The sequence below is a fragment of the Pseudomonas arvensis genome, from assembly GCF_056688935.1.
Window position 1 is genome coordinate 2,622,691 of sequence record NZ_CP162038.1, and the last position, 23,173, is coordinate 2,645,863.

Annotated in this window: 18 protein-coding genes; 5 read left to right on the top strand and 13 right to left on the bottom strand. The window is 59.1% G+C overall.

The features are described 5' to 3' along the window. Nucleotides 1-103 precede the first annotated feature (103 nt). Nucleotides 104-598, top strand: coding sequence for a GNAT family N-acetyltransferase (locus AB3G88_RS11800; protein ID WP_480454116.1), 495 nt, complete (start codon nucleotides 104-106; stop codon nucleotides 596-598). Between the two features lie 98 nt (nucleotides 599-696). Here AB3G88_RS11800 and AB3G88_RS11805 read toward each other — a convergent pair whose 3' ends face one another. From AB3G88_RS11805 to AB3G88_RS11820, 4 genes are all read right to left on the bottom strand, one after another. After that, nucleotides 697-906, bottom strand: a complete 210-nt coding sequence (locus AB3G88_RS11805) for a hypothetical protein (protein ID WP_099585241.1) — start codon at nucleotides 904-906, stop codon at nucleotides 697-699. A gap of 145 nt (nucleotides 907-1,051) precedes the next feature. Then, nucleotides 1,052-3,280, bottom strand: a complete 2,229-nt coding sequence (locus AB3G88_RS11810) for a TonB-dependent siderophore receptor (RefSeq protein WP_480454118.1) — start codon at nucleotides 3,278-3,280, stop codon at nucleotides 1,052-1,054. Between the two features lie 113 nt (nucleotides 3,281-3,393). After that, nucleotides 3,394-5,151, bottom strand: a complete 1,758-nt coding sequence (locus AB3G88_RS11815) for a phosphoethanolamine transferase CptA (protein ID WP_400524734.1) — start codon at nucleotides 5,149-5,151, stop codon at nucleotides 3,394-3,396. Nucleotides 5,152-5,311: 160 nt separating this feature from the next. After that, complete coding sequence (locus AB3G88_RS11820; protein ID WP_256592840.1) at nucleotides 5,312-5,491, bottom strand: DUF6026 family protein; 180 nt, start codon at nucleotides 5,489-5,491, stop codon at nucleotides 5,312-5,314. 271 nt (nucleotides 5,492-5,762) lie between these two features. On the opposite strand from AB3G88_RS11820, the gene gnd reads away from it, so the two are divergent. From gnd to AB3G88_RS11835, 3 genes are read left to right on the top strand one after another with little or no spacing between them, the layout of a single operon-like run. After that, nucleotides 5,763-6,746: a phosphogluconate dehydrogenase (NAD(+)-dependent, decarboxylating) gene (gene gnd / locus AB3G88_RS11825; RefSeq protein ID WP_122310264.1), complete on the top strand. Its 984-nt coding sequence runs from the start codon at nucleotides 5,763-5,765 to the stop codon at nucleotides 6,744-6,746. Continuing rightward, nucleotides 6,743-8,266 carry a glucose-6-phosphate dehydrogenase gene (gene zwf / locus AB3G88_RS11830; protein WP_099585237.1) on the top strand — a complete coding sequence of 508 codons (1,524 nt, stop codon included), beginning with the start codon at nucleotides 6,743-6,745 and terminating at the stop codon, nucleotides 8,264-8,266. The genes gnd and zwf overlap by 4 nt, the downstream gene beginning before the upstream one ends. Further along, nucleotides 8,263-9,087, top strand: a complete 825-nt coding sequence (locus tag AB3G88_RS11835) for an HAD family hydrolase (RefSeq protein ID WP_112195025.1) — start codon at nucleotides 8,263-8,265, stop codon at nucleotides 9,085-9,087. The genes zwf and AB3G88_RS11835 overlap by 4 nt, the downstream gene beginning before the upstream one ends. 69 nt (nucleotides 9,088-9,156) lie before the next feature. Here AB3G88_RS11835 and AB3G88_RS11840 read toward each other — a convergent pair whose 3' ends face one another. Then, nucleotides 9,157-9,417 (bottom strand): hypothetical protein, encoded by a 261-nt coding sequence (locus tag AB3G88_RS11840; RefSeq protein WP_099585235.1) that lies wholly within the window; start codon nucleotides 9,415-9,417, stop codon nucleotides 9,157-9,159. Between the two features lie 356 nt (nucleotides 9,418-9,773). On the opposite strand from AB3G88_RS11840, the gene AB3G88_RS11845 reads away from it, so the two are divergent. Further along, nucleotides 9,774-11,096, top strand: coding sequence for a sigma-54 dependent transcriptional regulator (locus AB3G88_RS11845; RefSeq protein WP_099585234.1), 1,323 nt, complete (start codon nucleotides 9,774-9,776; stop codon nucleotides 11,094-11,096). Nucleotides 11,097-11,876: 780 nt separating this feature from the next. On the opposite strand, the gene AB3G88_RS11850 is transcribed toward AB3G88_RS11845, so the two are convergent. The 8 genes from AB3G88_RS11850 to AB3G88_RS11885 all read right to left on the bottom strand — a co-directional run bounded on the left by AB3G88_RS11850 (nucleotide 11,877) and on the right by AB3G88_RS11885 (nucleotide 23,166). Continuing rightward, nucleotides 11,877-13,184 carry a fibril amyloid transporter FapF gene (locus tag AB3G88_RS11850; protein ID WP_099585233.1) on the bottom strand — a complete coding sequence of 436 codons (1,308 nt, stop codon included), beginning with the start codon at nucleotides 13,182-13,184 and terminating at the stop codon, nucleotides 11,877-11,879. Nucleotides 13,185-13,233: 49 nt separating this feature from the next. Continuing rightward, nucleotides 13,234-13,977: a fibril amyloid subunit FapE gene (locus AB3G88_RS11855; protein WP_099585232.1), complete on the bottom strand. Its 744-nt coding sequence runs from the start codon at nucleotides 13,975-13,977 to the stop codon at nucleotides 13,234-13,236. A 38-nt stretch (nucleotides 13,978-14,015) separates the two neighbouring features. Further along, the gene (locus tag AB3G88_RS11860) at nucleotides 14,016-14,696 is read right to left on the bottom strand and encodes a fibril amyloid maturation endopeptidase FapD (RefSeq protein WP_099585231.1); all 681 of its coding nucleotides are present in this window, start codon (nucleotides 14,694-14,696) and stop codon (nucleotides 14,016-14,018) included. Nucleotides 14,697-14,759: 63 nt separating this feature from the next. Next, nucleotides 14,760-15,506: an amyloid-like fimbrin subunit FapC gene (locus AB3G88_RS11865; protein ID WP_099585230.1), complete on the bottom strand. Its 747-nt coding sequence runs from the start codon at nucleotides 15,504-15,506 to the stop codon at nucleotides 14,760-14,762. Between the two features lie 67 nt (nucleotides 15,507-15,573). Next, nucleotides 15,574-16,122 carry a fibril amyloid subunit FapB gene (locus AB3G88_RS11870; protein WP_480454120.1) on the bottom strand — a complete coding sequence of 183 codons (549 nt, stop codon included), beginning with the start codon at nucleotides 16,120-16,122 and terminating at the stop codon, nucleotides 15,574-15,576. Further along, on the bottom strand, nucleotides 16,122-16,571 hold the full coding sequence (locus AB3G88_RS11875; protein ID WP_099585228.1) for a fibril amyloid chaperone protein FapA: 450 nt from the start codon (nucleotides 16,569-16,571) through the stop codon (nucleotides 16,122-16,124). Before AB3G88_RS11875 ends, AB3G88_RS11870 begins: the two co-directional genes overlap by 1 nt. Nucleotides 16,572-16,898: 327 nt before the next feature. Next, complete coding sequence (locus AB3G88_RS11880) at nucleotides 16,899-17,894, bottom strand: FecR family protein (protein WP_480454121.1); 996 nt, start codon at nucleotides 17,892-17,894, stop codon at nucleotides 16,899-16,901. A 133-nt stretch (nucleotides 17,895-18,027) separates the two neighbouring features. Then, nucleotides 18,028-23,166, bottom strand: a complete 5,139-nt coding sequence (locus tag AB3G88_RS11885) for a dermonecrotic toxin domain-containing protein (protein WP_480454122.1) — start codon at nucleotides 23,164-23,166, stop codon at nucleotides 18,028-18,030. Between the last annotated feature and the right edge of the window lie 7 nt (nucleotides 23,167-23,173).

The window sequence follows — 23,173 nt, forward strand, 5'->3', positions numbered from 1 at the left end:
CAGATATTTGTAGTTAATCTCCTTCATCTACCGCCGACTCCGCGCTTACAATCGTGCCCCTCAAAGGGAGCCGGTTCCCTTGTTGTCGTGATCGAGGAAGGCAATGGAAACCCCAGATATCCTGGTGCTGCAAGCCAGCTACACCAACCCCGTGCACGCTGAAGCCATAGGCCACGTGCTGAACCACTACGCCGAAGACCCGATGGGCGGTGGCCATAGCCTGCCCGCTGACCTGTTGGAGCAACTGCCGGCAGAACTGGCAAAACGCCCGCACGCCTTCAGTGTTCTCGCGTTTGTCGGCGGTGTGCCGGCAGGGCTGGTGAATTGTTTTGAGGGGTTCTCCACCTTTGCCTGCCGGCCACTGGTCAATATTCATGACGTGGCGGTGATGAATGATTTTCGCGGCCTGGGCCTGAGTCAGAAAATGCTGCAGAAGGTCGAGGAAATTGCCCGCCAGCGTGGCTGCTGCAAAATCACGCTTGAGGTGCTTGAGGGTAATGCTGTCGCCCAGTCGGCGTATCGAAAGTTCGGTTTTGATGATTCGAAGTTTGATCCAGCCCATGGCCGCATGTTGTTCTGGAACAAACCGCTTCAATAAATAACAGGCAAAAAAAGGGCGCCATTAAATGGCGCCCAATAAACCATTGGCCAATGGAGCGGAATGGCCATGGGTGTTGCGGATTAACTAAACATTAATTAACTCTTCGGTTGTTCCTGATCGGTGGTGCTGGTCTTTGACGTCTTGCCGTCGGCGGAAGCGGTCTGTTCATTTGTGCCGTGAACGCTCTGCTGGGTGAAGGTGAAGTTGTTGTAGTACTCCTTCATCCGCTCGGAGCCATCCTCTGCAAACGCGGCGGCGGAGGCCAGGGTCATCAGGCTGGCAAGCATCAAGGTCGAGAGTTTCATCGGGGTATTCTCATTAAGTGTGATCGTTTTATCCGTTCTGTCCTTGAGCAGATTCTTGGGGCGATTGTGGAGTGATCTTATTAAGTGGGAATTAACCCGAGCAATATCCGAAGTTAACGATTTGGTTAACTTCGGATGGGGGGCTTTAAAGTTTCCAGTCCAGCGCGAGGGTAATGGAGCGTGGATCACCCCAGTACACGCCGTTATAGAAGCCGACACGCTCGTAATATTTTTTATCAAACAAATTGTTGACGTTAAGCGACGCTGAAACGTGTTCGTCGAACTGATAGCGGGACATCAGGTTGACCACGGTGTAGGCCTGCTGCGTAATTTTTGCCCGGGTGGTGATCATGTCGCCGTCACTGTCGCGCTCACCGGTCGGTCGATTGCTGAAGTCGTAGATATCGCTCTGCCAGTTCACTGCGCCGCCCACGGTCAGGTTGCGCCATGCGCCCGGCATCCGGTAAGCGCTGGACACCTTCAGCAGGTTCAGCGGTTGCCCGGTGTTGTTGCGTTTGCCAGAGCCATTCACTGAATGGGTGTAGGTGTAGCCGGCCGTGAGGTTCCAGTCGGGCATGACTTCCCCGGACGCTTCCAGTTCGAAGCCGTTCACCTTGTTGCCTTTGCCGCCTGACTTGTAGTACTCCTCGCCGGTCGCTGGGTTGCGTGGTACGGTATAGTCGCGCTCGGCAACGTTGTCCTGGGTGCTCCAGAAATACGCTGCCGCCAGGTTCAGGCGCTCTTGCAGCACGCTGCCCTTGATGCCGACCTCGTAGTTGCTGCCCACCACCGGCTCAAGGTATTTCTTGTTGGCATCCTTGAGGCTTTGGGGTTTGAAAATATCGGTATAGCTGGCGTAGACGGTGTACTCCGGCGAGATGTCGTACAGCAGCCCGGCGTAGGGAGTCCACATGTCATTGTGGGTCTGGCTGGTTTTGCCGGCGGCGGTCAGTTGGTCGTTGTCATCGTAATCAGGAGCGGCGCTTTTCAGTTCCCAACTACCATAGCGGCTGCCCAGCACCGCATGCAGGCGGTCGGTGAGGCTCAGTCGCGTGGCCAGGTAGCCAGCCTTCTGTTGCTTGCTGCTGTGTTCGCCTTTGAGGTCGGTGACGGTGTCGCCGAACTTGGCGATCGCACCCATGTATTTCCAGTCTTCAATGCTGTAGTAACCAGCGGGGATGTTGTCGCGCATAAACGGCGAACTATCGCGTTGCGCGGCCTCGCCATAGCCCATCATCAGCGCGTGTTCGCGGCCCAGTAATTGATAGCTGCCGGCCAGGTTGAGGTCGATGGCCTCCATGCGCGAAGTGCCGCGCATGTGGCTCGCCCAGGCGGCCATGCCGCTGCGGTCGTCGTTGGGGAAGCCTGAGCCGCCGTAGTAGACCTTGCCATCTGTGTCGCTCTGACGATGGGTGTAGGCGGCCTTGATATGCCAATCGCCGCCCAGGCGATGGTCAAGGGTGGCGAAGGTAGTCTTGTCCGTCAGCGGCCAGGAACTCCAGTGCGCCGCCATATTGGTAGAGCGCGACAGCCCGGCCTTGCCGCCCTGGCTGTTCCAATAGGGCACGGTGCCCCAGGAAGTGCCCTGGACTTGTTTGTTCTGGTAATCGAAACCTACAGCCAGCACGGTGTCGTCTGACAGATCGCCTTCGAGAATGCCGTAGCCGACCGCCCGCTGCAGCCCATAGTTGTCACGGAAGGATTGGCTGTCGCGGTAAGCCAGCACCGTGCGCCCGCGCAACTTGCCGTCGAACGCCAGCGGGCCGCCCACGTCCACGTAGCTGTAGTAGTTGTCATGGCTGCCTGCGCTGATGCCGGTTTTCGCCTGCCATTGGGCGGTGGGGCGTTTGCGCACCATATTGATGGTGGCCGAAGGGTCGCCGGCACCTGTGGTCAACCCAGTAGCGCCGCGCACGACCTCGATATGGTCGTAGATGATGGTGTCGGCGTCAGACTTCATGTAACCGAAGGTGTTGAGCATCCCGTCAACCTGATAATTGGTGATGCCATAACCCCGGGCCGAATAGGACACACGGTCGGAGTCATTGTGCTGCACGTTGATACCGGTGGTCTGGCGCAGCACGTCGGTCAAGGTATTGAGATTGAAATCATCCATCTGCTGGCGCGTGATCACCGAGATCGATTGCGGGGTTTCCTTGACGGACAGGTTGAGGCGGGTGGCGGTGCTCATCGAGCCGGTGGTGTAGGCCCCGGTGTGTTCGGTGGTGGCGCCGAGGCCATCGGCAGTGACCCGGGTGGCGCCGAGTTCGAGCGGGGTCTGTTCGGGGGCTGTTTCAGCCAGCAGCTCCGTACTCAATGCGGCGCTGCACAGGCCAAGCGTGAAGGTCAGGGAACGGGTAAAGGGCGCGAACATCGCGGAAGACTCCTTGTCGTCTTTGCGGCCACCCGGAAAGGGAAGGCCTTGGCTCAAAGACGAAAGGAGGGGAGGAACTTTAGGCTTAAACGAGAATGATTGTTATCTTTCTGTTACAAGCCCGGCGCTTCCTGAAGCACCACATCGGTCGGGTCAACCTTCTTCGGCTTGATCAGGCTGAAGTCGATCAAGGCTTTCTGCTGGCGCATATACGGATTGCCGATCAGCTGTGGGCGCGGTTTGAAGCTGTCGCTCACCAGGCTTTTGCTGCGGTCCAGTTCATTGAAGCTCAGCCCGGCCAGGTCGGCCCAGGTGTGAATCAACTGTGAGCTGGTGTACGGGCGTTGCAGGTCGCTTGCGAAACTCCAGTCGTGGGTTTCGCGCCATTTTGGCGAGGCGTAGGCCATGAAGGGAATGGTGTACATCGGCGCAGTCGGTTTGCCTTCGTTACGTCCCAGCGTGGCGTGGCCCGCGGAGTCGAATACGTCTTCGCCGTGGTCCGACAGGTACAGCAGGAAACCGTTTGGATCGGTCTTGGCGTAATCCTTGATCAGGCTCGACACCACGAAGTCGTTGTACAGCACCGCATTGTCGTAGCTGTTGTAGGTGGGCAATTGATCATCGCTGATACCCGCCGGTACGCCTTGGCGATCAGTGAACGTGTCGAAGGTCGGCGGGTAGCGGTACTGGTAGCTCATGTGGGTGCCAAGCAGGTGCACCACGATGAACTTGCGTTCGGCCGGATCGGCCAGGGCCTTGGAGAAGGGCGCAAGGACGTCGCCGTCGTACTGGCGGGCGTTCTGGTTACGGTTGTTGTTCAGGTAGACCTGTTCGTCGGCCTGCTCGGAAAAGGTCGTGAGCATGGTGTTGCGCTTGGTCATGGTCTGCTGGTTGGTGATCCAGTAGGTCTTGTAGCCGGCCTGTTTCATCACGCTGACAATCGACGGCGTTTTCAGGTACAGGTCCGGGTTCTCCTCGTCGGCAAACGTCAGCACCTGTTGCAGCGCTTCGATGGTATAGGGGCGCGGGGTGATGACGTTGTCGAACACGGCCAATTGGTCGCGCAGCTTGTCCAGTTCCGGCGTGGTGTTGCGCGGGTAGCCATAAAGGCTCATGCGCTGGCGGTTGGTGGACTCGCCGATGACCAGCACCAGGGTCGAGGGCTGGCCGGCCATGGTGTCCTTGAGATTGGTCAGGGGCGGGATCTGGCTGGCGCTGTCGAGCATGCCTTGCATGTTGTCGAGTTGTTCGGTGTAGCGCCGATAGGCAACGATCATCTGCCAGGGCACGGCAGGCTCGATGCGCGATTCGAAGCGGTCGATGGCGTCGTCCATCGTGTCGCTGCGGGCGATCTGTTTGACCAGCGGGTAACCGATAATGGCCACCAGGATCGCAGTTGCCGCCACCAGGGCCTGGCCGCGTGGCAGGTACACGGGGCGCACTCGGGTCCACAGGAAAATCGCCACGGCGGTATGGGCAATAAAGGCCAGCACGATCCACCAGGCGAAGTACTGGGTGGCGTACTCGCCCGCTTCAGAGATGTTCGATTCGAACATGATGAAGATGACGCTTTGGGAGAATTCCTGCTGGTAAATGAAGAAATAGCCCAGGCTGGCCATGGAGCAGGCCCACAGCACCACACCGATCAGGGCGGCAAGCAAGCGCGTACGGCGCGGGAAAACGAGCAGGGGGGCAAGCCACAGTGCGCTCATGAAGAACGCTTGGCGAAAACCACTGAAGCCGGACGTGCCGCTGAGTTGAATCAGCAGCTGGGTGATACCGGAGAAGTACCAGAAAAACAGGAATAACCAGCCAAGACCGGCCCAATCAAAGCCTTTCGCAGACTTAGTGCTGCGTTCGAACAGTGCCATCCAGCGCTCCAACCCGGTAATTTTTCAGTCGCGCGCAGGGCTGCGCGCAACGGAGGCCACCCTTGCATGGGATGGCCCTTGGGGGCGGGAGTATCGGGAGGTGCGTGTGAAAACTTTGTGAGATTTTTGTAGCCGTTATCTTACAAAGTGATGACGGGGCTCAGCAGAGCGCAGGTTGCGCGCCGGAAGGCTGGTCCAGTTGGGCTTGAATGATATGAGCACGCAGGCGCATGACCTCGTGCTGCAACTGGTCGCGTTCGTCTTTCAACTGGCGCAGTTCATCGCGACGGAGCGTGACGTAGAGGGTCTGGGGAGGACGGGTCATCTGTGCAGTGCTCATTGCTTACCTCGCAAATAGCCGGTGTGTCGCGGTGTGCCAGAACGCTTGAGTCGAGGTTCTCGGCATCAGTCGGAAGCAATTCTGAATTCTTTTTCAGCGCAATGGAACTTTTTTATTTTTGGCGGTCGTGTGACTTTTGCTGGCGTGATGGTGAAACGATGGCAACATTTTCTCATGAAACTACATGGATCTGCCCCTGACTAACCCTCATTAGCCTCATTGCGCTATAAACTATGTCACACATTTATTTAGTAGTTAGGAGCATCAGCACATGCAACTGGGGATTATCGGACTAGGCCGCATGGGCGGGAATATTGCACGGCGCCTGATGCTCAATGGGCATTCCACCGTTGTTTTCGACCGTAACGAAGCATTTGTCAAAGGCTTGAGCGAGGAGGGCGCCACGGGCGTCGCCGACTTGAAAGCCCTGGTTGCCGGGCTGCAAAAGCCTCGCGCCGTGTGGGTGATGTTGCCGGCAGGCGACCCCACTGAAAACACCATCAATGAACTCAGTGAGCTGCTCGAAGACGGTGACGTGATCATCGATGGCGGCAACACCAACTATAAGGATGACGTTCGTCGCGGCAAGGCACTGGCGCAAAAGGGCCTGCACTACGTTGACGTCGGCACCTCCGGCGGCGTCTGGGGCCTGGAGCGCGGCTACTGCATGATGATCGGTGGCGACACCGAAACCGTACAGCGCCTCGACCCGATCTTCGCCGCCCTGGCGCCAGGCCTGGGCAGCATCCCACGCACCAAGGATCGTTCGGCAACCGCTGACAAACGCGCCGAGCAGGGCTACATCCACGCCGGCCCGGCGGGTTCCGGGCATTTCGTCAAGATGATCCACAACGGCATCGAGTACGGGATGATGCAGGCCTTCGCCGAAGGTTTTGACATCCTCAAGACCAAAAACTCGGACAACCTGCCCGAAGACCAGCGTTTCGACCTCAACGTGGCCGATATCGCCGAAGTCTGGCGCCGTGGCAGTGTGGTCTCGTCCTGGCTGCTCGACCTGACCGCCGACGCCCTGGCCACCGACCCGAAACTCGACGGCTACTCCGGTTCCGTTGCCGACAGCGGCGAAGGCCGATGGACCATCGAAGCCGCCATGGAACAAGCCGTGCCGGTACCGGTGCTGTCCACCTCGTTGTTTGCGCGGTTCCGTTCGCGCCAGCAGAGCACTTACGGTGACAAGATGCTGTCTGCCATGCGCTTCGGCTTTGGTGGTCACGTGGAGACTTCCAAAAAATGACCGCTAACGGCAAGAAACCCAAGGCCGAACCCGCTCCACCGACCACCTTGTTTCTGTTTGGCGCCCATGGCGACCTGGTCAAGCGCCTGCTCATGCCGGCGCTGTACAACCTCAGTCGTGATGGCCTGCTGGGCGATGGCTTGCGCATCGTGGGCGTTGATCACAACGCTATCAGCGATGCCGACTTCGCCAAGAAGCTGGAGGATTTCATTCGCACCGAGGCCGCAAGCAAGGTCAAGGGCAATGCGGACAATGCGTTGGACCCGGACTTGTGGGCGCAGTTGGCCAAAGGTATCAGCTACGTCGAGGGTGATTTCCTCGACGACAGCACCTACGCCGACATCGGCAAGAAAATCGCCGACAGCGGCACCGGCAATGCGGTGTTCTACCTGGCCACCGCGCCGCGCTTCTTCAGTGAAGTGGTGCAGCGCCTGGGCAGTGCCGGATTGTTGACGGAGACTGACGACAGCTTCCGACGTGTGGTGATCGAAAAGCCGTTTGGCTCCGACCTCGCCACCGCCGAAGCACTGAACGCCAGCCTGCTCAAGGTGATGAGCGAGAAGCAGATCTACCGCATCGACCATTACCTGGGTAAGGAAACCGTACAGAACATCTTGATCAGCCGTTTTTCCAATGTGCTGTTCGAGGCGTTCTGGAACAACCATTACATTGATCATGTGCAAATCACCGCCGCCGAAACCGTTGGCGTGGAAACCCGAGGCAACTTCTTCGAAAAAACCGGCACCCTGCGCGACATGGTGCCCAACCACCTGTTCCAGCTGCTGGCGATGGTGGCCATGGAGCCGCCAGCGGCCTTTGGCGCCGACGCGGTGCGCGGTGAAAAGGCCAAGGTGATCGGTGCGGTACGGCCGTGGTCCCTGGAAGATGCACGGGCCAACTCGGTGCGCGGGCAGTACACAGCGGGCGAAATCGGCGGCAAGCAGATGCCGGGCTACCGCGAAGAAGCCAACGTCGCGCCCGACAGCAGCACCGAGACGTTCGTTGCGCTCAAAGTGATGATCGACAACTGGCGCTGGGTCGGCGTGCCGTTCTATCTGCGAACCGGCAAGCGCATGAGCGTGCGTGACACCGAAATCGTGATCTGCTTCAAACCGGCGCCGTATGCGCAGTTTCGCGACACCGAGGTCGATGAACTCAAGCCGACCTACCTGAAAATCCAGATCCAGCCCAATGAAGGCATGTGGTTCGACCTGCTGGCGAAAAAGCCTGGGCCGACCTTGGATATGGCCAATATCCAATTGGGTTTTGCCTACAAGGACTTCTTCGCGATGCAGCCGTCGACCGGGTACGAAACCCTGATCTACGACTGCATGACGGGTGATCAGACCTTGTTCCAGCGGGCCGACAATATCGAGAACGGCTGGCGTGCGGTACAGCCATTCCTCGATGCGTGGAAGGAAGATGATGGGATCCAGGCTTACAAGGCCGGTGAGGATGGTCCTGCGGCGGCAGATGCGTTGCTGGCCCGCGATGGTCGCACGTGGCATAGCCTCGGATGAGTGATGCCGCGATTCATCCCATCCGTTTTATCCTCAGCGACGTGGACGGCACGTTGCTGCACCCGGACCACAGTCTTAGCCAGCGCACGATTGATGCGGTCAGTGCGTTGCGCGAGGCCGGGGTGTTTTTCAGCCTGGCCAGCGGTCGACCACCCAAAGCCATGCTGCACCTGATCGAGACCTTCGGGATCGATGTGCCGGTGGCCGGTTTTAATGGCGGCACCTTGATCAACCCGGATGGCAGCATTCTGGTTGCCCACCACCTGCCGGCCGAGGCGGCGCTGGTGACCTTGGCGATGTTCTCGGCCGAGCCGGACGTGGAAGCGTGGGTATTTGCCGACGGTGACTGGCTGCGGCGCGGCCCGCCGGGACCGGTGGAACCGCGAGAAACCCATGGCCTGGGGTATGGGCCGGTGGTGGTGGAGAGTTTCGAGCCTTATTTGGATCGGATCGACAAGATCGTCGCCGCGAGTAACAACACACAGTTACTGGTGGAACTGGAAGCGCGTTTACAGCCCAAGGTGCAAGGCCTGGCGCAAGTATCGCGTTCGCAACCGATTTATCTGGATGTGACGGCCATGCTGGCCAATAAAGGTGAGGCCTTGAAGACCCTGGCGGCGCACCTTGGGGTGCCGCTGGAGCAGACGGCGGCCATCGGTGATGGGGGTAATGACCCGGCGATGTTTCATGTGGCCGGACTATCGATTGCCATGGGGCAGGCGGAAGAAACCGTCAAGCGCCAGGCCAATGTGGTCACCGGTAGTAATATCGATGACGGTGCTGCAGAGGCAATCGAGCGGTTTATTCTCGCTGCGCAATAAAAGTGTCTTAACTTAAATCAGCCAACTTCCGATCAGTGTTTTGCAGTGATCGGAAGTTGGCGTAGCGACTTACTTCGGCATGGCCCACGACTGCAACTGGTAGCCATCTTTGTCGAGTTCGGCGCGGGCCTGCAACAGCAAGTCTTCCAATTGCGCCGGGTCGCTGTAGGTGTTCGACGACAATTGTTTGCTGCCGATACGGGTATTGGTACGGTCGACGACGCTCAGGCTCAGGGCGCCATTGCCATCGTGCCAGGCCACGCACTGAAAGGGCTGGAAAGCACGGTCTGCGATCAAAAGAGCTTCGTTGATGCGGAGCGGGGCGTTCATGTGGGTCTCTCTCTAAATGCCCATTCAAGTGAGTACCGGCGGTTGGGCTGACCGTGCGGCGGGTTACTTGTACTGATGCACGATGACGGGGTACGGGTCACATGTTAGAGCAACAAATTTCAACCTTTCCTGATTAACGTCATGTAAGCAGCTGTTTTGAAAGCTGAATGAAGGTTTTAGCGTGGCATAACTTTTTTGCCGGAACCCGCAGATGCTGGCTTTTTGCTCGCACTTATAGCGAAACGGTACAAGGCCTGTGTCAAGATTTTGCTAGTGTTAGCGCTGGACGTCACAAGCTATTGTTTATAAATAACTTTGTCGCCACTAACCAACAATTTTGACGCCAAGGAATAGTCATGGTTGTTACACCTGCGCAACGCCGCTTGCTCGTGGTCGACCCGTGTGATGACTGCCATGGGCTATTGCCTGGTTTGCGCACCGCCGGTTGGGAGGTGGACAGCTGTGCGTTGGAGGCGGTAGGCGACCGGTCTTGTGACGTGGGTTTGCTGCGCTTGCAGCCCTATCACCTGGAACGTCCGGAAGCGGTCAAGGAGCTGATTAGCCGCAGCGGCACCGAGTGGATCGCAGTGCTTAGCCAGGACGTCCTGCGCTTGCAGAATGTCGGTGATTTTGTCTGCGAATGGTTTTTTGACTTTCATACCTTGCCGTTTGACGTGTCTCGGGTCCAGGTCACCTTGGGGCGTGCATTCGGCATGGCGCGCTTGCGCGGCAAGGGCAACACCCCGGTGGATGAGGGGCATGAACTGCTCGGTGACAGCCGACCGATTCGTGAGTTGCGCAAACTCCTGTCCAAACTGGCGCCCACCGAATCCCCGGTATTGATCCGGGGCGACAGTGGCACCGGCAAGGAACTGGTGGCCAAGACCCTGCATCGCCAGTCCCAGCGCCATGCCAAGCCCTTTGTCGCGATCAACTGCGGCGCGATCCCGGAACACCTGATCCAATCCGAATTGTTCGGCCATGAAAAAGGCGCGTTCACCGGCGCCCATCAGCGCAAGGTCGGTCGCATCGAAGCGGCGAACGGCGGCACCTTGTTCCTTGATGAAATCGGCGATCTACCCATGGAACTGCAAGCCAACCTGCTGCGGTTTCTCCAGGAAAAACAGGTCGAGCGCGTCGGCGGCAGCCAACCCATCCCCGTGGACGTGCGGGTGTTGGCCGCGACCCACGTCGACCTTGAGGCCGCCGTGGCCCAGGGCCGCTTCCGTGAAGACTTGTACTACCGACTCAACGTGTTGCAAGTCATCACCGCGCCGCTGCGCGAGCGCCATGGCGACGTCGCGATGCTCGCCAACCACTTCGCGCGCTTTTACAGCCAGGAAACCGGCCGTCGCCCACGCAGTTTCAGCGAAGACGCGCTGGTCGCCATGGGCAAGCACCCGTGGCCTGGCAACGTGCGTGAATTGGCCAACCGCGTGCGCCGTGGCCTGGTACTCGCCGAAGGGCGGCAGATCGAAGCCGTTGATCTGGGATTGATCAGCGAACAGGCAATTTCGCCACCCCTGTCTACACTGGAAGACTACAAGCACCGCGCCGAACGCCAGGCGCTGTGCGATGTGCTCAACCGGCACAGCGACAACCTGAGCGTCGCGGCCCGCGTCCTGGGAATTTCCCGGCCAACGTTCTACCGGTTGCTGCACAAACACCAGATCCGCTAGGGCGGGTAAACCGAAAAGCCCCGTAACGACCCTTATCGTTGCGGGGCTTTTCCTTTTTGTTGCGCTGCTGCGCTGGCGCTGCTCTGGCTGAGGCCTTTGCTCTTGATTTGGCTCTTGATTTGGCTCTTGATCTTGATCTCAGGCGCCCCGTCAAACACGCTGGCCGAACGCAGGCTTGAATCCGTGGGTAACCCGGCAGGACGCCGGGTTAGCCGCACTGGGCCATGGATGGCCCATTGCGGCGGCCCACGGATTCAAGCCGGAGTGAGGGAACACCGAGCCTAGGCGAGGTGCCGAGTGTTGGGGCAAGAGCCCTTTTGGTTACTTTTGGGGCTCTTTTCCAAAAGTGACCCGCCGTAAGGGCGGAACCCCAGGTCGCCGTTACCGCAGCAATGGATATGTACTCAGAGCGGTTTGTCGGAGTACATATCCGTTGCTGCGGTAACGTCCGCTATTGGTTCCGCTCTTACAGCGGGTCACTTTGGAAAAGCCCCAAAGTAACCAAAGGGCTCTTGCCCCACCACTCGGCACCTCGCCCAGGCTCGGTGTGCCCGTAATCCGACATTGATTTGGGGGGCCGCCGCCACGCGCCATCCATGGCGCAGGGCGGCTAAACCGGCATCCCTGCCGGTTTACCCCCCAAATCAATATCGGATTCCGGCCAGCGTGGTTAACGGGGCGCTTAAGATCAAGATCAAGATCAAGATCAAGATCAAGATCAAGATCAAGATCAAGATCTAAAGCAAGATCAAGAGCGGCTCACCAAATCTCCCAAGCGTCCTAGAAGTAATACGGAAACTTCAGGCTAAACGTAAAGTCCGGCGCATCATCCGTCATCCCAATCGCCAGGTTCGGCACGATGGTCAAATTATCCGACGCCGCAATTGTCATCCCCACGTTGAAGTACCCTGCGTTCGCATCACTGGATACCACCGACTGCCAGTCCCCGCCATTGGGCTTGAGCCGACTCTTGCGCTGCACCAGGTCCGACACCGAGAACGACATACTCATCTTCTCGTTGAGGGCAAAGGCCACGCCGACGCCAAATTGGAAGCTGTCGCCCAGGCTGACCTTGCCGCCGACCTTCTGGTTGACGTCACTGCTGATGTCATCAAACGAATCTTCGAAGTTGTGGGTGTAGGACAGCGAGCCGAACAACACCGCCGGGTCGAAGGTCTTGACCAGCGAGATCCCCGGCGTGACCGACCAGACGCCGTTGCCCGTAGGCAGGCTTTCCGGCACGAACAGGTTGTCGTTGCCGGGTGTATTGACCAGCTTGATACCAAACGGCTCTTTACCCGTAGGCGCCTTGACCCGCACCGACACCACGGCGTCTGGCAGGTTGGGGGTTTCGTCGAGGAATTTGTACGCCACACCGAAGTTGACGTCGCCGATGGTCGGGTCGCGCGTAACCGAGGCTTCCGAGGTCGCGGTGCCGTTGTTGCCGGCGCCGGCTGACTGGTAGGTGGAGTCGCGGTACACCACGGGCACGTTCACGTCGAACTGCCAGCGGTTATCGAGGTTGTAGCGCCCGGTCAGGTCCAGGGTCCAGTTGTCGGACTTGATCCGGTCCAGGTTGATGTTACCGAGGAAAATCGAGTCCAACGCCAGGAAGCCGTTAAGGGTCAATTGGCGAGCGTCATATCGGGCATAAGTAATGCCGGTTTCAAAGCTGAACTTGCCATTGCCAAAAAAGCCGCTGGCTTCGTTATAGAGGTTGCTCACACTTTGCGCAGGTGCCGAGTCGTCCTTGAGGGACTGGCCATAGGAGCTGCCGCCGCCGCCGCCCGCGCCGCCGGACGCTGCTGCGGCGCCCGTACCTGCGACGGTGGCGCCGCTGGCTTTCTGAAAGTCTGCCGGGGATTTGGCCAGGCGTTTGGGCGCCGGTGCCGCCGGCTGATCTTCGACCTGGCGTACCCGTTGTTCCAGGACCGCCAAGGCTTTTTGCTGAACGTCATACCGCTGCTTGAGTTCCAGAAGCTCCTGTTTGAGCGTTTCGATATCGGCATCTGGCGCGGCATACAGAACGGATGCAGGCAAGAGCGTACTTAAACAGACTACCGCGCGGAGCGATAACGATCGATGCATGAAGTAAGCCGTCCTTTTCCAATGCGTAAGTGACGAGGGTCAGCGTAGTTCAATAACCGAGGGTACGTAGGCCTTTGAGTTGGTCCAGATTGCAGTTCAGCGCGCCGTTGTTCAAACCGTTGTTGTTCATCACCACATTGAGCTGGGTCATGTTGTTGACGAAGTTGGTGTTGCCGGTCAAAACCGTGCCTTGCAGCACCGTGCCGCTGCCGATCTGCTGCACACTGTTACCCTGGTTATGGTTGGCCTGGATCGCCATCTGCAGGCCGCCGTTGTTGGCCGACACACTGACCCGGCCTGCTGCGCTGTCCCCGGTCACCGTGCCACCGGCAACCAACACTTGCCCCGATTGCACGATGTTGGAAGGTGCAAAGCCATTCTCGACGGTGATGCCCACGTTGTTGTAGGCGGTGTTGCCATCGCCCGCGGTGCGCACGCTCTGGGTGACGCCTTGGCCACTGCCCAGGCCGGCGCCGCCTGTGACCGTGCCGGTACCGGTGTTCGGGTTGGTACCGTTGCCGGTCGAGCCGGTGGTCTGTACGTAGAATTGTGGGGTGATGGTCGACGAGTCGACCTGCATGTTGGCCTTGCCGGTGATGGTGTCACCCACGGCGTTGGTCCAGGTGCTGCTCATGACAATGCCGAAGCTGATGATTCGCCCCGGCATCACGTAACGGCCGCGCAGGTCGGCCATTTCCGAATCCTTGAGTTCGATGGGTTTGAACCCCGATGAAGCATAAGCGGGCATTGAGGCTGCCAGACACATGACCGTCAGCCAACGGGAAGTGTTCATCTTCTGCTCCTGGAGCATCCTGCCCCTTATTGCGCTTCTTAGAAGAAGTCGCTCTGGATAAAACCGAAATCCATCAGCTCGGCATCGCCTACGGGCCTGAACTCATTCAACTGGTTCTTGGCGGTCAGCGGGGTAGGCGGGTCGAGCAAGACATTGGCCTTGTCGTAACCCTCGCCCAGCACGGCAAACACGATGCCATTCCAGCCCTTGACGAAATCGTCGTGCGAGTAGCGTTTGTGGCCCAGTACCGGGTCGCCTATGTAGACCCAGTTCTTGTCGGCGCGCTGCATCACCACGAAGTGCTTGTAGCCGCGAATTTCCAGCAGCACCACCACAGGGATTTTGACGGTGACCAAGGTGTCGGCCCCAATCTTGTAGCCCCGGGCACGCATGCCGATGCTTTCGAGGTAGCGCTTCATGTCCAGCATGGAAAAGCCCTGGGTACGCACCAGGTCCTGGTCAGCAGTGACCAGCATGCCTTTGATGATGTGATCTTCGTCGACGTCCAGCCAATAGGCCTGGCGCAGGATGGTGGCGAGTGCCGCAGCACCGCAGCTGAAATCGGTTTTCTGTTCCACCAGGTTGGCGAAGCGGCGTTCGCGGATACTCTCGACCTTCTTGAAGATCACTGCACCGCCAGGCATGGCTGAGATGGCCATGGTGCCCGCCCACGCAGGGCCGGTGAGTAACATCAGGAGGGTGAGGGTCGCGAGGCGCATGATCGACTGACCTGTTGGACACTGGAATAAAAAAAGGGGCCTTGTTGCCAAGGCCCCGTTGGATCAGAAGCGCACGCCGCTGGCGCAGACAGTGCAACCTTGACCGATCGACAGGCTGTTGCTGCCTTGGTTGCCGGCACCGGATTGCAGGTTCACACCCACGTTGCCGGAGTTGCGGTTAACCGAGTTGTCGAGGCTGGAGTTGTTGGACACGTATTGGGCCTTGCCGCCATGGCCATAGCCGTGGCTGGTTGCAGCGGTGTTGAGGTAGCTGTTGCCGAGCGAGTTTTGCTCGGTGTTGGCGGCTGCAGCGATGTTTTTGCCGTCAGCAGTGGTGATTGCCAGGTTGTTTTTACCCTGGTTGCCTTGACCGGCCTGACCGTTGTAACCCACGTTGCCGGAGTTACCGTTAACCGAGTTGTCCAGGGAGGCGTTGTTTTGGGTGCCTTTGTTGCTGTAGGTGTTCAGCAAGCTGTTTTGATTCACATCGACGACCGCGAATACGGTTGCAAAGTCGCCTTTGGCACTGGAGATCGCGCCGGAGTTGTCTGCCTGGTTACCACTGCCCGACTGGACGTTAACACCGGTATTACCGCTGTTGCTGTTTACCGAGCCATCGGCAGAAGCGTTGTTTTCGGTGTTGGTGTCGTCAAACCGGTTGCCCGCGCTGTTTTGCACGTCGGTCACGACAGACGCAACCACGCCGGTTGGTTGAGGCGCAGGGTGCCAGCCACCACCTGCTTGAGCAGCAGCAGCCATGAGTGCGGCGAGAGCGAAAACCATTGGTTTCAGAGCCATTTGAGGTTTCATGGTGTTTCTCCTTGCTTCTAATTAGTTGGTTAAGTGTTGGTACGGTCTGACTAGTGCTACCAAGCAGTTACTTGATAGTGATGCCTAGGGTGTTAGCCACTCGGTTCCCCACCCCGGCACTCTGGTTCACCTGAATCACTCCTCGGCTGCCTGTGAAGGCCTGGTCGCTGGTGGCGACTTGGCGGCTGCCAGTGGTGGGGGTGAGCCCTGAGTCGGTCAACTGCGTCGTGTTCTGTTGCAACAGGACGCTGTCATCGATGCTTTGCGGGCCAGGGTTGATGCTGATCCGCACGGCGTTGATTGATTGGTTATTGGCCCCGGCCGACTGGTTGATGCCCAGTACACCGTTGCCGCTGGTGAAAGAGGTGCCCTGGATCGCCGCTTTGGCATTCAGGGATCGGTCGACGCTGCCGTCCAGGCGCTGGAGGTTGACGTTGGTGGCCTGGCCACCGAGCGCAATGGCGCGGCTGTTGGACATTTGTTGCTGATTACCCGCCGCCTGGTTGATCGACACCACGCCTTCGTAGTGTTGGCCGCTGTTGTTGATCACCGCGGTGTTGTCGGCGAAGGCCGGGGCGCTGGTCAGCAGGGCGAGCACGAGCAGGGAACGGTTCATTATTTGCCCCCCATCATGCTGCCGATGTTGTTCAGCGGAGCCATGCCGCGCTGGATCGAATCACTGATCTGCCCACCCATGCTGCTGCCCGCACCGTGGCCGGCGGCAGAGCCAGCCCCCAGGGTGGACATGCTGTTTTGCGTGGCATGCAGGCCAGTCAGCGTGTTGTTCGTCGGGATAGCGCCAACGATGCTGGAGCCGCTGCTGATCCCGCCGATATCCATATCACTGAGTTCACCCGTGGCATTGATGATGTCGCGGCTGGGATTGGCGTTGGCGGTGGTGGGGTAGGGGTCTTTACCGAAGGCGGCGCGGCCGTACATATGAGCCTGCACGTTGCGCCCTGTCACGATCACGCCGTCACCTGCAAAGCTGGGAACACTGATGCCGACGCTGAGTACACAGCTGATCAGCAGTACGTTCATCGAACCTTGAGTGAGTGTGATCACGGCGGCATTCCTTATTCTTCGCGCTGACCCTAAACAGCGCTGTAAGGGATAGAGCAGAAGCCGTGCCGCTTTTTATATTGCTTTGTTTTTCAATGGGTTGACGTTATTCGAGGGCAAAGTGATGTCAGTGCTGTTTCAGGGCTGATACACCCACGGCCAGGGCACGCGCGCGCGGCCGTACCACAAACGATTCACCCAGCTGTATCAGCGGTGAAACACTGCACATGACAAATCGATGAATCCGCCCAGTACGGGCGATGCAGAGCAGGCGTGTGTTTCAAAAATGGACACAGCAGGCGCGAAAAAGCCCAGGTGCGTGGCTAAGGCTCAGCCTTTGGGGGATTGACGCGGGATGGAGTTGAGCACGGGGTTGCCATCCTGGTTCTGGGTCAGGTAGACCGGCAAAACCTTGGGCAGGGACGGGATGAGGTTGTGAACCTCATTGATGTTGTAGATGCCGCCGATACGAATTGCCCCGGTGCTGGCGTCCGCCAGCATCACCGGTTTGTTCAGGTAGCGGTTGATCAATGGCAACGCATCGGCCAGGGCCAGGTTGTCGAGGATCAGCTTGCCCTGGCGCCAGGCCAGGGCGGTGTCGTTTGGATTGATCGTCGTTACCCGGGGCGTGGCATCGCCGTGTTGATAGCTGGCCTGCATGCCCGGCGTCAGGGGAACGCTGCCGTGCTGCTGGTCGCTGGCAATCTGTACCGAGCCTTCGAGCAGCATCACGCGCACCTGATCGCCATACTTCCAGACGTTGAACTGGGTGCCCGTCACCTGCACCTGGCCTTCGCCAGCACGCACGATAAACGGATGGGCGCTGTCATGGGTGACCTTGAAAAATGCCTCGCCTTTTTTCAGCGTGACCCGACGCTGGTCTTTGTAATTGCTGTAGACCAGCTCGGTGCCCAGGTTCAACTCCACCTGGCTGCCGTCTCCCAGCGTCACCTGGCGTAAACCATTGCTGGCTTCGAAACGTTCGTAGGCGCTGGGCAGCCAACCCGCTTCCCAACCGGTGAACGCGGCCAGGGGCAGTGCGCCCAGGCAGATCGCAGCGGCTACGGCGTAAGTACGCAGTCGACTGCGAGGTTTGAACGGCACCACGCAGGCGATAGGTTCGGTGCGGGGCAGGTGGTCGGCGACGTCCCAGATTTCCAGCATCGCCGCGTATTCAAACGCGTGCAGCGGGTGGCTATCGTGCCAGTGCGAAAAAGCCTGACGCTCCGCCGGGGTGCAATCACACGCGTGCAGGCGCATGCACCAATGCGCGGCGGCCTCGGTGATGGCGTCATATTCGGCTTCTGAAAGGGACTTTTCGCTCATTAACTCATCCTGATTTCCCACATTCTAACCCCCAGGGTGGACCGCGAGAACAGCCATCATGGCGATTGCACATCAATTGGAAGCCATTCTCGTTTGGGCGTGCCCGAAAATGTTCGTATGACCCCCGCGCCGCTCAGGCGCCTTCATCCAGTACACGCCCCAGTTCAGTGATCATGCAGGTCACGGAATCGGCGTTGGCCAGGATGGTGTCTATGCGCTTGTCGCTGTTGCTCATGAAGACTGTGCGGGCATCTTCAAGGGTTCTGCATCCGGTGCTGCTCAGCACTTTTTTCTTGTTGTCGCTGCTGAAGTCCTGCCACTCCTGGGTAAAGGCGTCCCAGGTCCGAAAGAGCATCGAGATGGGGGTCGAAAGGGACAGCGCGTTTTCACGCAAGTCGGTCAAGTCGGTCTTCATGGCGCTGGACCCGCTGATGTTGACGTTTATCAGGTCCGGGAACGGTCGCATGCTGTCCAGGTAAGCCAAGTCTTCGGTCAAGGACTTGATGTGGGTTATTTCGTGAATCAGCGTGGTTGCCCGTGCATGGGCCGAGAGGTTGAACGGCGTGGTCAAGCGGTTCTGGTAGATGTCCATGGGCGGGTCGAAGAAACGGTCCAGCAGGTAGATTTTGTGGTCCGCGTCATCGGGCAGTACAAAGGCAAAGTTGGTATGGCGGTCGAGGCGATGGGTGCCGCTGACAAACCGCATGGAGTCGGGGCCGATGAGCGTGTGGTTAGTCAACTCATCAAGTACCTCGTCGACCCGCCGCTCGACTCTCTGCAACTGTTCGGACGTCAGCGTGACAATGCCGAACAACTCACTGAAAAAACGCCCGAGCCGGCTGCCGGGAGCGCGCAGCGTCGCGAAGTGGAGGAGATTGCGTTTGGCGGTGACGGCATAATACGTCGCGACATTGAGCGCCTCATTAATGCACTGCGCTTTCCAACTGGATAACGCAGCGATCGCCCGTATGCCCACTGCTTCAATATTGATGGCCTCTCGTACCGCCATGCGGTTGAAAAAGTTGTATGAGTAGCGACTCAGGGTTTTGCCGTAGCGCGGGTGGTGGCGGTCGAGGTCCAGCGTCCACTCACCCTGCGCATTGGACTGTACGTAGTGACCCTGTTGCTCGGCCTGGCTCAGGCACCAGTGCTCACCGGCTTTTTTCACCGGATAGACTTTTCCCGCCAACGGCACGAAGTGGCGGGTGTTGGTTTTGTCCGTGTAAACGTGGGTCTGCGCGCTTTTTTCCAGGTCAACCAGCGCTACGTCACGCGCTTCAAACGCGTTCAGTTGTGTACGCCCCGGCGCCGTCAGACCCAGCTCGGCCAGGCTGGCCGCCGCCGGGGGGCGTTGCTCCAGGGTGGTGCTTTCCTGGGCAGGCGAGGCCGGCGGGAAGAGCGCATCCAGCCCCTTGCGCAACGAGGCCAACTCGGCCACCCCGCCGGCAAAGGTTCTGAGCGCGTTTTGCCAGCGGTGCTGCTGCAGGTTTTCTGCGGAGGCGAGGAACAGTTTGTAGCTGCGCCACACCACCATTGGGTAGGCCAGTTTACCCGGCAGAAATTGCAGGCTGTTGTGGATCCCTTTGGTCAGCAGGCTGGTGACCGCATCCCACTGGGTCTTGCCCGACCGGGTGAACTGGCGATCCAGCATCTGCAACAGCTGCTCGATGTTGTCTTTGAACAGTTGCTCAAGCAGGTTGCCCTTGATCGGGGACGCGCCCAGATGGATGTCCGAAGGCTTGCGGCCCCAGCGTTGGCGCAGCAAATTGCGATACGTGGCTTGATGCGGCGCCTGCAACTGGCCGACGACCCACTCCTGCAGGGCTCCAGGGCTGGTGAACTCATTGAGGAGCGCGGCTTCATTGGCGTACTCCTTCAATAAATGTGTGGTGCTGCAAGGCGCATACAGGACCGACGGACCTGAAGCACCGGCCTCAGGACCGATCAGGTAGCAGCCCAGCGCCTTGGCCTTTGCTGCGCCAGCGGTGGCGATCAATTCCAGGGGGCGAATGATTGCCGTCACACCCCTCACGGCGGCGCGTGCCACGCCATCGGGCATATCAAAGACTTGCGCGATGAAGCCCCAGGCCGATGCGGACAGTCGCTCGTCCAGTTTCAGTTGGTGGGCGTATTGCAGGAGTTGCCACGGCAGCTGCCGGCAGAACAAGTGCCTGCGTTTGCGGGTGTCCTCGCTCTGGCCTTTGAGGTGAGTGGTCAGCTGTTGTTGAAAATGGCTTTTCAGGTCGAGCTGTCGAACCAATTGCTCTATGGCGTTGCCATCGAGTGTGTCGGGCAGTGGCATTGCGGTGCGCGATCGTAGCCGGATTTCGTCGGCGCGCAGTTCAGGCAAGTGCTTTAGGGCGAAGTCCGTCAGGCTCAGCGCGTTGCCGTCAAGGCCGATACGGCCGGCGATCAGTATGTTGTCAGGGTTGACCAATTGCCCTGGGAACCGCTTAGCCAGCAGAGTCGAGAGGCTGCTCACCGCGTGTTCGCGCATAGGCGTGATGCTGTGAAGGTAGTCGCGCTCGTCCAGCGCGGCGAGGCGGTACTGTTCGAGCAGTTCGGCCTGCAGAATTTGCTCGTCGGGCCGGGCGAGGCCCAGCCAGACCGGCAATTCCTGCTGGCGGATCATAGCGCGCGCCATGCTGATCGCCCTGGGGAGGTTGGACGGCGGTGCTCGGCGGATCAGCGCGTCCATACACTCCTGAAAGCGTTTTGCGCCCAGATTCATCAAAAGCAGATGGTCAATTTCGTCCCGTACCAGATCACTGTAGGTCTGTTGGCGATTGTTCAGCACATGATCATCAATACGTTGCAGCGGCCCGAGCCGATAGGTTTGATGGGGTAGCCGCCTGGACACCGCCAGGTTCTCTATCAGGTACAAACGGTTCAGAGGATCCTGCAAACGTTGTTCCAGCGCTTCGCGCAAGGCCCTGATCGACGCAAAGGCCTCAAAACCGCAACGCGGCGTCCACAGCAATGCGGCCCCGGAATGAACGGGGTCCAGGCCGCCACGTTCGGTCAGTACAAAACAATTGGCCAGGGTTTGGGGCTGGAGAGTGGCCCCCAGGTTCAGGGTCAGGCCAAAGGCATCCGGCAGAAAACCGTTCAGCCCATGGCGGTGCTGGCGGCTGCGCAGACTGTCAGGGTTGAGCACGCTGGCCAGCAGGGCAAGATTGCCCGGTGACAAGCTCTTGTACAGCCGGCTCAGTTCAGCCTCGCCGCTCAAGCCCTGTAACATCGCGTAGCTAAGGTGCGCCTGGTTGTTTTCCAGCAACTGGTGCGGCAATTGGCGAAGGTCGTGCTGGGTGAACGTCTTCATGGCCTGATCAATCACAGCATTGAAGCTATCGACCGTCAGGTTGTTCAGTTTGTTGGCGCGGCCTTCGCGGCGGGGGCCGTAGAACCAGGTGTGGGGGGAAATCTTAAGGGCGGAGGCTTTGTGGGCCACGCGTTTGATGAAGTGCGCGACCATACTGGTAGAGGTCTGCGGCAATCGTAACTCACGCTCCTGGGCCGCTGTGGCGTAGGTGTTGATGAAGACCTCGGCGGGTTTGAGGTCCAAATGCTTTTTGGTCAACACGACCCCCAGCGCGTGGGCCGCAAGCTCGCTCAGTGTTATGTACTGCTTGCGCTTCAAGGCCATTGCGTCCTCGATGGACAGCAAGGTCTGCAGTTTGCGTTTGGCCTGCTCCGCCCGCACGGTGGTGGGGCGGCCATTGCCCAGGTTGACGGGGTGCACCGTCCAGCGCCCACCGGCATCCTGCTCCAGCAAGCGACTGTCGAGCATGGTGCGCACATCCAGTGCATGGTCGAGCAGCGCCGCCAGGTCAATGTCGCTGGCGCTGCGTCGATAGAGCCCCAGCGCATGTTCCAGGTTACTTAGCTGCTTGGCGACGATGCCGTCGAGCATGTCCTGGAATACGTTACCGGCGATAGGCTGTCCGGTGACCTGGATCTGGTTCATGCCAATAAACAGACTGCGTTCGTCCAGCGACAGGAAGTTGAGCAGTTCGTCCTCATGCCCCGCGGCCTTGAGCATGGCCAGCAGCGCGGCGTTGAGATCATCGAGGTCCTTGAGGACCTGCAGGCCGCGGGTTTGGGTATAGAGATACGCGTGAGAGTTGCTGATCATCAGCGTACTGGCCAGCTCGACATAGTGGTGATAGGGCGCGTGAACCTGCACCTTTTCTACGCGCAGGTGGCGGGCAGATTCGGTCCTGGCGGTCTGGTTCTGAAGGAGCACGGCTCGCAGCGATTGGCTTTCCTCAGTGGACAGGATCTCGTCCTGGTGCTTGAACAGCAGGTCGGCGCGAAATTTTTCACTCATCACCTCGGCAAACAGCTTCAGGCGTGAATTGCCCGCGTTGATATCTTCGTTCCAATAGGTTTGCAGCAGGCTGCCGAGTAACTTCGCGAGAATACCGCTGGTTTGTTCGACCACGCTGTCCCAGCGTCGCTGGTCCTGGATCAGTTGCTCCTGGGTAAAAGCGCGGGTGTCATGCTTGGAGTTGAAAAACGTGTGGGTTTGATCCGTTGGCCAGGCTTGATTGACATAGAACCGCAACAGCACGTCGCGCAGAGGGTCTGAGGCGACCCAGCGGCTGTTCTCCCCGGCCGAGGCGAGGCTGAAGAAGTTTACCCGGGTATCCGCCTGGTTCAGGCCTGGAAAATAGGACCGCGCCATGATGCCGAGCAAGGTGTCGAGCATGCTGTGCAGGTTGGGCAGTTTGCGCAACTCGTCGAGCATCCACGCGACGTTTTTCTGTTGCGCGGCCAGGATGGCCTGCTCCTGGTCGTGCATCACCGCGCCCAGGATGACTTCAGCGGTCACGGCAGGGCGTGCCGTCACCGGCAGTAGATCACGCTCGCTGATCGCCAGAAACCGCAGCAAATCGACGCGCTGCTCGGGTTGCGTGAGGCGCTCCTGCAATTCACTGAGCAGGAAGGCGCGGCTCTCGAACAGCTCCAGGCCGCCATAAGGGGTGTAGAGCACGGCTTTGTTATCGTCAGGGGTCGGGCTCATCATAAATGCGCCGGCCAGAGCAATGGCGGATTGCCCCGTGGGGTTGAGCAACAAGCGTTCCACCCGCATCGGGTAGCTGTGCATGGCCGGGTTCTGGCGTGCAGCGTCGTTGGCGCCGTACAGCGTGAACAGCCAATCGAGGTCCTTGACGGTAAGCCCCAGCGCGCGCTCACGCTGCGTGGGGGTTTTGCGCCTTACCGGACGCAGGAATTCATCGAGAAAGTACGGCGGGGTGATGTGCGCCATGGTACGC

Excerpts from the sequence above, each read along its gene's own strand:
- AB3G88_RS11800 (WP_480454116.1), top strand. The coding sequence starts at position 104 with ATGGAAACCCCAGATATCCTGGTGCTGCAAGCCAGCTACACCAACCCC.
- AB3G88_RS11805 (WP_099585241.1), bottom strand. The coding sequence starts at position 906 with ATGAAACTCTCGACCTTGATGCTTGCCAGCCTGATGACCCTGGCCTCC.
- AB3G88_RS11810 (WP_480454118.1), bottom strand. The coding sequence starts at position 3,280 with ATGTTCGCGCCCTTTACCCGTTCCCTGACCTTCACGCTTGGCCTGTGC.
- AB3G88_RS11815 (WP_400524734.1), bottom strand. The coding sequence starts at position 5,151 with ATGGCACTGTTCGAACGCAGCACTAAGTCTGCGAAAGGCTTTGATTGG.
- AB3G88_RS11820 (WP_256592840.1), bottom strand. The coding sequence starts at position 5,491 with ATGAGCACTGCACAGATGACCCGTCCTCCCCAGACCCTCTACGTCACG.
- gnd (WP_122310264.1), top strand. The coding sequence starts at position 5,763 with ATGCAACTGGGGATTATCGGACTAGGCCGCATGGGCGGGAATATTGCA.
- zwf (WP_099585237.1), top strand. The coding sequence starts at position 6,743 with ATGACCGCTAACGGCAAGAAACCCAAGGCCGAACCCGCTCCACCGACC.
- AB3G88_RS11835 (WP_112195025.1), top strand. The coding sequence starts at position 8,263 with ATGAGTGATGCCGCGATTCATCCCATCCGTTTTATCCTCAGCGACGTG.
- AB3G88_RS11840 (WP_099585235.1), bottom strand. The coding sequence starts at position 9,417 with ATGAACGCCCCGCTCCGCATCAACGAAGCTCTTTTGATCGCAGACCGT.
- AB3G88_RS11845 (WP_099585234.1), top strand. The coding sequence starts at position 9,774 with ATGGTTGTTACACCTGCGCAACGCCGCTTGCTCGTGGTCGACCCGTGT.
- AB3G88_RS11850 (WP_099585233.1), bottom strand. The coding sequence starts at position 13,184 with ATGCATCGATCGTTATCGCTCCGCGCGGTAGTCTGTTTAAGTACGCTC.
- AB3G88_RS11855 (WP_099585232.1), bottom strand. The coding sequence starts at position 13,977 with ATGAACACTTCCCGTTGGCTGACGGTCATGTGTCTGGCAGCCTCAATG.
- AB3G88_RS11860 (WP_099585231.1), bottom strand. The coding sequence starts at position 14,696 with ATGCGCCTCGCGACCCTCACCCTCCTGATGTTACTCACCGGCCCTGCG.
- AB3G88_RS11865 (WP_099585230.1), bottom strand. The coding sequence starts at position 15,506 with ATGAAACCTCAAATGGCTCTGAAACCAATGGTTTTCGCTCTCGCCGCA.
- AB3G88_RS11870 (WP_480454120.1), bottom strand. The coding sequence starts at position 16,122 with ATGAACCGTTCCCTGCTCGTGCTCGCCCTGCTGACCAGCGCCCCGGCC.
- AB3G88_RS11880 (WP_480454121.1), bottom strand. The coding sequence starts at position 17,894 with ATGAGCGAAAAGTCCCTTTCAGAAGCCGAATATGACGCCATCACCGAG.
- AB3G88_RS11885 (WP_480454122.1), bottom strand. The coding sequence starts at position 23,166 with ATGGCGCACATCACCCCGCCGTACTTTCTCGATGAATTCCTGCGTCCG.